9 protein-coding genes, 1 tRNA gene and 1 pseudogene are annotated in these 11,125 nt (G+C 68.2%); 8 read left to right on the forward strand and 3 right to left on the reverse strand.

The genetic code is table 11. The annotated features are described in order from the left end of the window. Nucleotides 1-483: 483 nt before the first annotated feature. The 6 genes and pseudogenes from cysS to cimA all read left to right on the forward strand — a co-directional run bounded on the left by cysS (nt 484) and on the right by cimA (nt 5,758). Complete coding sequence (gene cysS, locus A6302_RS17370) at nt 484-1,911, forward strand: cysteine--tRNA ligase (protein WP_069308102.1); 1,428 nt, start codon at nt 484-486, stop codon at nt 1,909-1,911. After that, entirely contained in the window at nt 1,908-2,138 is a 231-nt protein-coding gene (locus A6302_RS17375) for a hypothetical protein (RefSeq protein ID WP_069308103.1), read from the forward strand. The genes cysS and A6302_RS17375 overlap by 4 nt, the downstream gene beginning before the upstream one ends. A 16-nt stretch (nt 2,139-2,154) precedes the next feature. Further along, the gene (locus tag A6302_RS17380; protein WP_069308104.1) at nt 2,155-2,679 is read left to right on the forward strand and encodes a GFA family protein; all 525 of its coding nucleotides are present in this window, start codon (nt 2,155-2,157) and stop codon (nt 2,677-2,679) included. Further along, nucleotides 2,676-3,631, forward strand: a pseudogene (gene pip / locus A6302_RS17385) (prolyl aminopeptidase). Before A6302_RS17380 ends, pip begins: the two are co-directional and overlap by 4 nt. Before the next feature lie 48 nt (nt 3,632-3,679). Continuing rightward, entirely contained in the window at nt 3,680-4,084 is a 405-nt protein-coding gene (locus A6302_RS17390; protein ID WP_069308105.1) for a hypothetical protein, read from the forward strand. Between the two features lie 72 nt (nt 4,085-4,156). Beyond that, a complete protein-coding gene (cimA, locus tag A6302_RS17395) occupies nt 4,157-5,758 on the forward strand; it encodes a citramalate synthase (protein WP_069308109.1) in 1,602 nt (533 codons plus the stop codon). A 36-nt stretch (nt 5,759-5,794) separates the two neighbouring features. On the opposite strand, the gene A6302_RS17400 is transcribed toward cimA, so the two are convergent. Then, the gene (locus A6302_RS17400; protein WP_069308106.1) at nt 5,795-6,400 is read right to left on the reverse strand and encodes an LOG family protein; all 606 of its coding nucleotides are present in this window, start codon (nt 6,398-6,400) and stop codon (nt 5,795-5,797) included. Nucleotides 6,401-6,777: 377 nt separating this feature from the next. Between A6302_RS17400 and A6302_RS17405 the strand changes: the two genes are divergently transcribed. Continuing rightward, nucleotides 6,778-8,616: a LysM peptidoglycan-binding domain-containing protein gene (locus A6302_RS17405; protein ID WP_141703884.1), complete on the forward strand. Its 1,839-nt coding sequence runs from the start codon at nt 6,778-6,780 to the stop codon at nt 8,614-8,616. A gap of 173 nt (nt 8,617-8,789) precedes the next feature. On the opposite strand, the gene A6302_RS17410 is transcribed toward A6302_RS17405, so the two are convergent. Further along, nucleotides 8,790-8,865 (reverse strand) — tRNA-Lys (locus A6302_RS17410). A 261-nt stretch (nt 8,866-9,126) separates the two neighbouring features. Here A6302_RS17410 and A6302_RS17415 point away from each other — a divergent pair. Further along, nucleotides 9,127-9,864, forward strand: a complete 738-nt coding sequence (locus tag A6302_RS17415) for a cytochrome c biogenesis CcdA family protein (protein ID WP_069308110.1) — start codon at nt 9,127-9,129, stop codon at nt 9,862-9,864. Between the two features lie 100 nt (nt 9,865-9,964). Here the strand turns inward: A6302_RS17415 and A6302_RS17420 are convergent. Beyond that, nucleotides 9,965-11,125: OmpA family protein (locus A6302_RS17420; protein WP_141703888.1), on the reverse strand; the 1,161-nt coding region annotated here is incomplete at its 5' end.

Below are 11,125 nucleotides of genomic sequence, written 5' to 3' on the forward strand. Positions count from 1 at the left end.
GTATAAGGAAACATGGATAACACATTGAAAAACAATGTTTATGTGTTTTGTGGGCGTTCTGTGTACCCATCTGCGGCGCCCGCCTCGTGCGGACGGCGAGGGGCTGTTCGTGAACGACTTCAGCGCCCGGGTCATGTGACGGTTGAGGCGCCGCCGGCGTCCGTCCGATCCAGGCGCGAAGGCCCCCGGGCGCGCGAGTCCTCCGTCGAGGTTGTCCCGGAACCTGAGGCCGCCGCGATCCGGCGGCGGGACGATCCGGGAAAATTCGTGCTTGCGCAGGGCCCGCGGCCTTGACGCAATTGCGGCAGATGGCCGATACACGGTGCATGACGACGATGGACATCACGATCATGGCGCGCGCTGCGGCGCAGACCGATATCCGTTCGATTATTTGTGGCTAGCTGAAGCGCTGGCCGCGCCCGATCGCGTCTGACCTTTCCAGACCCTGATGCGGACGACCCGGCCAGCGCGGGCGGGGGACCGATGGCGCTCAGGCTTTACAACACGCTGACGCGAACGAAGGACGACTTCCGGCCGATCGACCCGGCGCGGGTGCGGATGTATGTCTGCGGGCCGACGGTCTACGACTACGCCCACATCGGCAACGCCCGGCCGGTCATCGTCTTCGACCTGCTGTTCCGGTTGCTGCGCCACGTCTACGGCGACGATCACGTCACCTATGTGCGCAACATCACGGACGTGGACGACAAGATCAACGCGCGGGCGGCGAGCGAGCATCCGGATCTTCCCCTCAACGAGGCGATCCGCAAGGTGACCAGCGTCACCGAGGCCCAGTTCATGGCCGACGTGACCGAGATCGGCTGCCTTGCGCCGAGCGCCCAGCCGCGCGCCACCGAGCATATCGACGACATGACGGCGATGATCGAGCGGCTGATCGCCCGCGGCGTCGCCTATGTCGCCGAGGACCACGTACTGTTCTCGCCGGGCGCGATGAATGCCGCGCCCGGACCGCGCTACGGCTCGCTCGCCCGCCGGTCGCTGGACGAGATGCTGGCCGGCGCCCGGGTCGATGTCGCGCCCTACAAGCGTGACGCCATGGACTTCGTGCTGTGGAAGCCGTCGAAGCCCGGCGAGCCGGGCTGGCCGTCGCCGGCGGGGATCGCGCCGCTCGGCCGGCCGGGCTGGCACATCGAATGCTCGGCGATGTCGATGGCCAAGCTGCTGGCCCCCTGGGGCGGCGGGCTCACCTGCGACGACCCGGCCAAGAACGTGTTCGACATCCACGGCGGCGGCATCGACCTCGTGTTCCCGCACCACGAGAACGAGATCGCCCAGAGCTGCTGCGCCTTCGGCACCGACGTGATGGCGAATGTCTGGATGCACAACGGCTTCCTTCAAGTGGAAGGTGAGAAGATGTCGAAAAGCCTCGGCAACTTCCTCACAATCCGCCAGCTGCTGAACGATTGGCCGGGCGAGGTGCTGCGCTTCAACATGCTGCGCTCGCACTACCGCCAGCCGATCGATTTCACCCTGAAGGGGCTGGAGGAGAGCTGGAAGCTGCTCGACGACTGGTACGGGGCCGTCGGCGCCCTCGAGGGCGCGGAGGCGGCGCCCACGGTGGTCGAGGCGCTGTCCGACGACCTCAACACGCCGAAGGCCATCGCCGAGATCCATGCGCTGGACGATGCGTCGGCGCTCGCCGGGTCGCTCCGCCTGATGGGCTTCCTCGCCGAGAGCCCGGCGGCCTTCGCCGCCCGTCGGCCGAGGGCTGATGTCGATGCGGCCGAGATCGAGGCGGCGATCGAGGCCCGGCTGGCCGCGCGCCGGGCGAAGGATTTTGCGGCCTCCGACCGCATCCGCGATGAACTCGCTGCCAAGGGCATCGTGCTCAAGGATGGCAAGGACCCGGCGACGGGCGCGGCCGTGACGACGTGGGAGCTGAAGCGATGACCGTGCGGCGGCCGGGTCCGCCGGCGGGGCGTCGTTCGACCCCGGTGCGGGACGAGACCGGCGCCCCGGTGCTGCGCTCGCGCGGCATCCATGGTGCCCCGGCCGGTGCAAGCGTAGCGATCAATGCCGATGCGCGCCGCTCCAGGGGGCAGATACGGCCGGCGGGCCGCGTCACGCCGCTGACCGACGACCGCGGCAACCGCAGCAAGGGATGGGACGATGTCTGACCCCGGATCCGACCGAATGCCTGGCCGCTTCACCGGCGGCTGCCAGTGCGGTGCCGTGCGCTTTGCCGTGGAGGGGCCGCTCGGCCCCGCCTCGATCTGCCATTGCCGGATGTGCCAGAAGGCCTTCGGCGGCTTCTTCGCGCCGCTCGTCTCGGTGCGCGAGGCGAGGAAGGTGACGTGGACCCGCGGCGAGCGGGCGCTCTACCAGAGCTCCAACCTCGTCGCCCGCGGCTTCTGCGCCAGCTGCGGCACACCGCTGACCTACGAGGCGCCGGACGGCATGGCGATGGCGATCGGCGCCTTCGATGATCCCGGGATGATCACGCCGACGCTGCAATACGGCCTCGAGGCGAAGCTGCCCTATGTCGATCACCTCGCCGACCTGTCCGGCACCCGCACCGAGCAGGACATCGCCGCCACGGCCTTTCTGGCCGACATCGTCTCCTTCCAGCATCCCGACCATGACACCGCGGTCTGGCCGCCCGAAAGCGTGACGATGCAGCACCCCGATCAACTCGAGACCCGAGAGAACGACGCATGACCAGCGAACGCCGCACGCTCTATCCGCCGATCGAGCCCTATGCCTCGGGCCATCTCGATGTGGGCGATGGCCACGAGGTCTACTGGGAGATCTGCGGCAATCCCGAGGGCAAGCCGGCCGTGTTCCTGCATGGCGGCCCCGGCGGCGGCTGCAACTCGATGCAGCGCCGCCTGTTCGATCCGAAGAAATACCGCGTTCTGCTGTTCGACCAGCGCGGCTGCGGCCGCTCGCGCCCGCATGCGGAGCTGGAGGCCAACACCACCTGGCACCTTGTCGCCGACATCGAACGCCTGCGCGCGATCATGGGCGTGGAGCAGTGGCTGGTGTTCGGCGGATCCTGGGGCTCCACCCTGGCGCTCGCCTACGCCGAGACCCACCCGGAGCGCTGCAGCGAGATCGTGCTGCGCGGCATCTTCACCCTGCGCAAGTCGGAGCTCGACTGGTATTATGCCGGCGGCGCCGCCCGCTTCTTTCCCGACAAGTGGGAGCGTTTCCTCGCCCCGATCCCGGAGGCCGAGCGCGGCGATCTCGTCGCCGCCTTCCGCAAGCGGCTGACCTCGCCCGACAAGGCGGTGCGGCTGGAAGCGGCACGGGCCTGGAGCGTCTGGGAGGGCGAGACCATCACGCTGCTGCCCGACGCCGGCATGTCGAAGAGCTTTGCCGCCGACGACTTCGCCATCGCCTTTGCCCGGATCGAGAACCACTTCTTCACCCACGCGGGCTGGGTGGAGGAGGGGCAGCTCATCCGCGACGCGGGCAGCTGCGCAACATCCCCGGCGTGATCGTGCAGGGCCGCTACGACATGGCAACGCCGGTGGCGACCGCCTGGGACCTGCACCAGGCCTGGCCCGAAGCCGACTTCGTGATCGTCGAGGGCGCCGGCCACGCGGTGTCGGAACCCGGCATCCTCCACGCGCTGATCGAAGCCACCGACCGTTTCGCAAGTTCATGACCACGGCCGCGCAGACGCGCGGTCACGCACACCAAGGAACAAGAAATAATGGATCCTGAGATCCTCTGGATAAACATTCCCGACCTTCCCGAAGAGTCCAAGTTCAAGCAGCATCCGATTTCCAGAAGTCAGAAACCGAAGATGTACAAGGTCAATGAACTCAAGGACCCGGGCGATCTCGGCGAAGAGTGGATAAAATTCTTTGAGCTGTATTTCGTCGGGCTGTTCTGGAAGATCGGACGGCCTGTGCCGTATCTGTTCAAGACCGTGGATGGAAAGGTGCGCTCGCTGGATGCCGGATGCATGAAGTTCCTCTCCAACCGGGCGCCGCCGGAAATCCGCTTCGAGTTCAAGGCAAAGGGTCTGATCGTGGCTGCGGCACCCACCCCAAGCCTTCTGAGCCGCTACGTGGCGCGGAAGGGCGAACTCGTGGACATGTTTCTGAGCAAGTAGGCGGATGGAGCGTCGGCGCCTCGTTCAGTCCGGGAGCTGAACAGGCAGGCTCAGACCAGAGTGAAGAAGAAGATGACCAGAGACCGCATCTACCTCTACGACACGACGCTGCGCGACGGTGCCCAGACCAACGGCATCGACTTCAGCCTCGAGGACAAGATCCTCGTGGCCCGGCTGCTCGACGATCTGGGCGTCGACTATGTGGAGGGGGGCTATCCCGGCGCCAATCCGATGGACGACGCCTTCTTTGCCGAGCCGCGCACGACCCGGGCGACCTTCACCGCCTTCGGCATGACCAAGCGGGCCGGCGTGTCGATCTCCAACGATCCGGGCGTCGCCGCGACGCTCGGATCGGGGGCGCCGGCGGTCTGCTTCGTCGCCAAGAGCTGGGACTACCATGTCGACGTCGCGCTGAAGACGACGCTGGAGGAGAATCTCGACGGAATCCGCCAGACGGTCGAGGCCGCCGTCGCGGCCGGCCGGGAGACGATGATCGACTGCGAGCATTTCTTCGACGGCTTCAAGGCGAACCCCGACTATGCGCTCGCCTGTGCCCGCACCGCCCATGGCGCCGGCGCGCGCTGGGTCGTGCTCTGCGACACCAACGGCGGTACGCTGCCCGAGGAGGTGGAGCGGATCGTCGGCGAGGTGGCAAAAGTGGTGCCGGGCTCGCATCTCGGCATCCACGCCCATGACGACACGGGGCAGGCGGTGGCCAACTCGCTGGCGGCGGTGCGCGCGGGCGCCCGCCAGATCCAGGGCACGCTCAACGGCATCGGCGAGCGCTGCGGCAACGCCGACCTGACGACCCTGATCCCGACCCTGATGCTGAAGGACGCCTATGCCGGGCGCTTCGAGACGGGCATCGCGCCGGACGCGCTCGCGAGCCTCACCGCCACGTCGCGCGCCTTCGACGAGATCCTGAACCGCGCGCCGGACGCCCATGCGCCCTATGTCGGCGCCGCAGCCTTCGCCACCAAGGCCGGCATCCACGCCTCGGCGATCCTGAAAGACCCGAAGACCTACGAGCATGTGACGCCGGAAAGCGTCGGCAACCGCCGGCGGGTGCTCGTCTCCGACCAGGCCGGCAAGTCCAATCTTCTGGCCGAACTGGCAAGGCTCGGCGTGGCGATCGACAAGGCCGACCCGAAGCTCGACACGCTGCTGCGGCTGGTCAAGGAGCGCGAGGCGCGGGGCTTTTCCTACGAGGCGGCCGACGCCTCGTTCGAACTGCTCGCCCGGCGCACCTTCGGCGAGGTGCCGGTGTTCTTCGACGTCGACAGCTACCGGGTGATGGTCGAGCGCCGCTTCAACGCGGTCGGCGACCTCGTCACCGTGTCGGAAGCGGTGGTGAAGGTGCGGATCGACGACGAGATCCGCATGTCGGTGGCCGAAGGCAACGGCCCGGTCAACGCGCTGGACAGCGCGTTGCGCAAGGACATCGGCAAGTATCAGGACGAGATCGCGTCGCTGGAACTGGTCGACTTCAAGGTGCGCATCCTCAACGGCGGCACCGGGGCGATCACCCGCGTGCTGATCGAGAGCATGGACACCAGGACCGGCCGGCGCTGGATGACCATCGGCGTCTCCGAAAACGTCGTCGACGCCTCCTTCGACGCCCTGGTCGATTCGATCACCTACAAGCTGCTGAAGAACGGGCATGCGGGCAGGTGAGATGACCGGAAGCATGACGCATTTGCCGCGTCACCCTCACATCCGCTCGAGCGAATCCTTGTGGCCTTCGAGCTCGCTCTCCGTATAGGCGGCGGCGACCTCGACGATGGTCGGCACGATCAGCTCCGGATCGGAGACGGTGAGGTAGCTCAGCTCGAAGCCGGGGCGGATGAAGGCCTCTTCGGCCATGTGCTCGAGCAGCACGTTGAGCGGGTCCCAGAAGCCGTCGATGTTGGCGAGCACGATCGGCTTGGCGTGGCGGCCGAGCTGGGCCCAGGTCATCTGCTCGACGACCTCCTCCAGCGTGCCGATGCCGCCGGGCAGCGCCACGAAGGCGTCGGACTGCTCGAACATCAGCCGCTTGCGGGTGTGCATGTCGTCGACCACCACCAGGTCGGCCACGCCTTCGAGCATCCGCTCGCGGTTGACGAGGAATTCCGGGATGATGCCCGTGACCTCGCCGCCGGCCTCCAGCACGGTGCGCGCGACCGCGCCCATGAGGCCGATCGAGCCGCCGCCGTAGACAAGACGGATGCCGGCGGCGGCCATGGCCTCGCCGAGGATGATCGCCGCCCTGAGATGGGCCGGGTTGCGTCCCGTGGAGGAACCGCAGAAGACGCAGATGCTCTGAATGGTCGCCATGGGATTTGTCTCGCATCGCGGCATGTGGGTCGTCAAGCAAGGAAACGGCAGCAACGGCCGGTCTCGATATCGCCGTGAAATCGGGAGAGACTGCAGATGTTCCGGCGGCACCGATTTCCGGTGCCGCGACCGGCAAACCACACCGGACGCCGATTCCTCTGGAATTCCCGCGCGCAGGGGCGCTGCGGCCATCCGCCGATCTTGCTGGCAGCACGGCAAGGGTATAAGCGGGAATCAGGAACTTCCGGGGGGCGGAAGGCCCGAACCGGGGCCGGTCGGGCGCGCGGAAAGCCGTGGTGGCGGCCATGGCGATCCGGCAGGAGGACGTCGAGGATCCGGCGCGTATGCCCCGGCTGCGGATCCGCACGGGAACAGTCATGAACAAGCAGGTCAGAACGGCCCTCGTCATTGCCGCCATCATCGTCGTGCTCCTGTTCGGCGGGATCTCCACCGGTCTTCTCGACCGGCTGTTCGAGGGTCCCGCGCCGACAGCCGATCAGGGCGGCACCACTGTCGCGACAACCACGCCGCCCGCCCCGGACGCGGCCAAGCCTGATCCGGCCGCGAATGCCGATGCGATCCGAGACCGCGTGGTGCCGGTGTTCGACATCGTGCGTGTCGAGCCGACAGGTGACGCGGTGATCTCCGGACAGGGCGAGCCGGACGCGAAGGTCGAGATTCTTTCCAACGATACGGTGATTGCCTCCGGGGAGGCGAGCGCGGGCGGCGACTGGGCGATCGTGCTGTCGACGCCGCTTGCGCCGGGCGCCCACGACCTGACCGTGCGCACGGTTCCGGCCGACGGATCGCAGCCGGTCGTCTCCGAACAGCGCGTCGCCGTCTCCGTGCCGAGCGGCGGCAAGGGCGAGGTTCTGGTTGTCCTGAACGAGCCGGGCGCGGCCAGCGCCGTGCTGCAACTGCCCAAGCCCGAAGGAACGGCGGCCGAGCCGGAGTCGCAGGTCGTCGTGGCCGATGCGGGCAAGACGGCGCCGGACGATTCCACGGCCACCTCGCGGACCAGCGCGGCCGTCACCACCACCGTGACGCCCGATACGGGCGAGGCTCCCGCGACAGATCCGGCCGGGGCGCCGGCGACCTCGTCAGGAGACGCGGCCGGCTCCGGAGCCGCCGCAACGCCAGGTGCGCCGGCAGATCCCACGGCGGGCGCGCCGACATCGCAGACCGCCGCCAGTGACGAATCCGCGCCGACATCCGGCGGCGCCGACGCGGCGACGGGGGCGGATGCTGCGGCAGGCACGGTATCGTCGGGGGCTGCAACGTCGGGATCCGATTCGGCGCCCTCGGCCACCACGACGGCGGAGGCCGGCGCATCTGCGCCTGCCACCGCCACCCCTTCGGAGACAGCTCCGGCCACCGCCGGGGCCGGGCCCACGCCGCAAGCCGGCGAGGGGACGAACCCGGGCAGCGCCGGTTCGGCGCCGGACGCCGGCGCCGCTGCGCCAAAAACCGCTTCCTCGACCGCCACGGCCCCCGCACCGGTCACAGGCAGAGCGGTCGTGCAGGCCCCGTCCTCGGCATCGTCGGAGGCAGGTCAGCCTGCCGGCCAGACCGCCGCCGCGGCACCCGCGCTCACCGTCGAGGCCGTGGAACTCGAGGCCGGGCGCAGCCTGTTCGTGGCGGGCGCCGGGGCTGGCGGAAGTGCTGTCCGTGTCTATGTGGACGGCAATCTCGTGGGCGAGGCGGCAGCGCCCGACCGCGGCCGCTGGATCTTCGAGAGCACCCTGCCGGCGCCGCTGGCCGACGGCGACCATCCGGTGCGCGCCGACATGGTCGACGGCGCGGGCAACGTCATCGCCCGGGCAGAGGTCACGTTCAGCGTTGAGCCGGACGCAGCCGTTGCGACGGCGCCGGCCGGAACCTCGCCGGGCAATGCGCAGGCAGAGGCATCCGGCTCTGCGTCGGGCGCGGGCGCGGACATGGCGATCGTCGGCACCGGCGCGGCCTCCGGCGGGTCGGGCGAGGGCGGCGCGGTCGCCGCGCGGGTCGGGGAGCCGGCGAAGGTCATCATCCGGCGCGGCGACAACCTCTGGACCATCTCGCGCCGGCTTTACGGCCGCGGCATGCGCTACTCGACGATCTACCTCGCCAACACCGACCAGATCCGCAATCCGGACCTGATCTACCCGGGCCAGGTCTTCGTGCTGCCGGCCGGCGATGCCGGCTGGAAGGGCGACCAGGCCCCCGGCGTGAACTGATCGACGTCGATCCGAGACGATGCCCGGGGTTGCAAGATCCGGCCCCGGGCATTGTCATGTCTGGCCAAGGATGGCCGGCCAACGCACGGCCGTGGCCTGAAACCGCCACGGCTCGGTCCTCCGCCGGAATTCAGGCATGACGTGAAGAAAAGCCGGGAACCGTCCGGCTGGATTGGTGAGCGCGCTGGGACTCGAACCCAGGACCCCATGATTAAAAGTCACGTGCTCTACCGGCTGAGCTACGCGCTCCCACCAAATGCGCCCGACGGACAGGGCGGACAAGCAACCGGCGGGCGCCGGCGCTGCCGCAGTCGGGCGCGGAACGTGCCTTCACATACGCGACACCGCCCGCTCCTGCAACATGGTGCGGAGAAAAAGCCGTGCTTTGACGATCTGCTCCGGCTGCGCCGCAGATCGTGATTTTCACCCGCGTGATCCGCAGCGTATATCGGTCGCGCCACGCGGCCTGCCGGACACGGCAGCGGCCGCGCAACCGGATCGGAGCCGATGATCGCCGACATCACAGTCTGGGCCGCCTTTCTTGCCGGTCTCCTGTCCTTCGTGTCGCCCTGCGTGCTGCCGCTGGTGCCGCCGTATCTCGGCTTCCTCGCCGGCGCCACCGTGGAACAGCTTCAGGGTGAGGGGTCCGAAGACCGGGCCGCGCAGCGCCGCGCCGTCCTGGTGGCTGTGTTCTTCGTGCTCGGCTTCTCCACCGTGTTCGTCTCGCTCGGCGCCACCGCCTCCGTGGTCGGGCAGCTTCTGGCCCGGCATGCGGCAACGCTCGCCGTGGTCGCCGGCATCGCCATCATCATCATGGGCCTGCATTTTCTCGGCCTGTTCCGGATCGCCTTTCTCTATCGCGAGGCGCGGTTCACGCCGAAGGCCGTGCGCGCGGGTCCGCTCGGCGCCTATGTGATGGGCCTCGCCTTCGCCTTCGGCTGGACGCCGTGCATCGGACCGATCCTCGGCGCGATCCTGACGGTTGCCGGCTCGCGCGCGACCGCCGCGGAAGGCGCGGGCCTGCTGGCGATCTATTCGGCCGGCCTCGGCGTGCCGTTCATCGTCAGCGCCATCTTCGCCAGCGGCTTCCTCGCCGCCTTCCGACGCTATCGCAGCAAGCTGGCGGTCGTGGAGAAGGCGATGGGGGGCGTGCTGGTGCTCACGGGCCTGATGTTCGTGACCGGCCAGATGCAGCGGCTGTCCTTCTGGCTGCTCGAAACGTTTCCCGCCCTTCAGACGCTCGGCTGAAACCTCGGTCTCCTCGTGGCTTCGAAACGGAAACGCCGCCGCGATTGTCTCGCGGCGGCGTTTCTGTCTGTCGTCGTTCAGTCTTCAGAGGGCATGACGATCACTGCGGGGCATCGCCGCCGCTGCCGGCGTTGGCGTCGAGCAGCGGAGTGATGCGGCGCATCGTGACGCGGCGGTTCTCGGCCGACGCCGATTCGGTCTCGACCTTGAGATCCTCCTCGCCATAGCCCTGCGTCACGAGGTTTTCCGGCGGGATGCCGTAGTCCTCGCTCAGCGCGGCCGCGACGGATTCGGCCCGGCGGTCCGACAGCTCCAGATTGGAGAGATCGCTGCCGACCGCGTCCGTGTGCCCCTCGATCAGGAAGATCTCGTCGGGACGCTCGTCGAGGATGTCCATGATGGCATCGGCGATGTTGTCGAGCGCGGCGAGCTGGTCGGAGGCAACTTCATCGGAGCCCGTGGCGAAGTGGATCGCATCGATGTCGATGCGGCGCACCTTGTCACGCAGACGTTCGCTGTAGCGAACCTCCTCGAGGCTGTACGGCCGTTCGATCACCTCGACGGGAGGCGCAAGGAACGTTTCCTCGATCTGGGCGCGCGAGGCACCCCGGCTGTCGAGAATATACTCGTTCTGGGGGATCCCGATCACCAGCGGCGGCAGCACGTTGCGGAAGTTGATGATCGCATCGTTGCCGCGGTTGAAGCGACGGTTGTCGATCAGATAGGTCTCGCGGCCATCCCGGACGCGGGTCCGCGAGACGATCCGGTCACGCGCGTCATAGACGGTGACGATCCGGACACCGTCGTTGCGCACCGTCGTCACCCGACGCCGACCGTCATCGAGACGATCGATGTTGAAATCGCGCGAGTTGCGACGGAAGCGGCTCATGTCGTCCGAGCGGACGATGATCCGGTCACCTTCACGGATCACGACGCGGCCGTTGTCCCGGTTGATGACCTCGCGGTTCTGGGCACGGCGCTCGGCCTGACGGCGCTCCTCGCGCTCCTTCTGCTCGAACTCCTGGCGCATCTCGCGGGTCTGCTGGCGCAGATTGTCGATCTGCCGGCCCTGACGCTGGTCCTGCCGATCATCCTGACGCTCGTTGCGACGCTCCTGCGCGCGACGTTCCTCACGACGCTCCTGCTGTTGCTTGCGCTGCTCCTCGCGCTGCTGCTGGGTCTGCTCCTGGCGGCGTTCCTGCCGCTGCTCCTGCCGATTCTCCTGGCGGTCTTCCTGGCGGCGCTCCTGCCGCTGTTCCTG

It is taken from the genome of Methylobrevis pamukkalensis (genome assembly GCF_001720135.1).
In the GTDB taxonomy this organism is placed as follows: Bacteria; Pseudomonadota; Alphaproteobacteria; order Rhizobiales; family Pleomorphomonadaceae; genus Methylobrevis; species Methylobrevis pamukkalensis.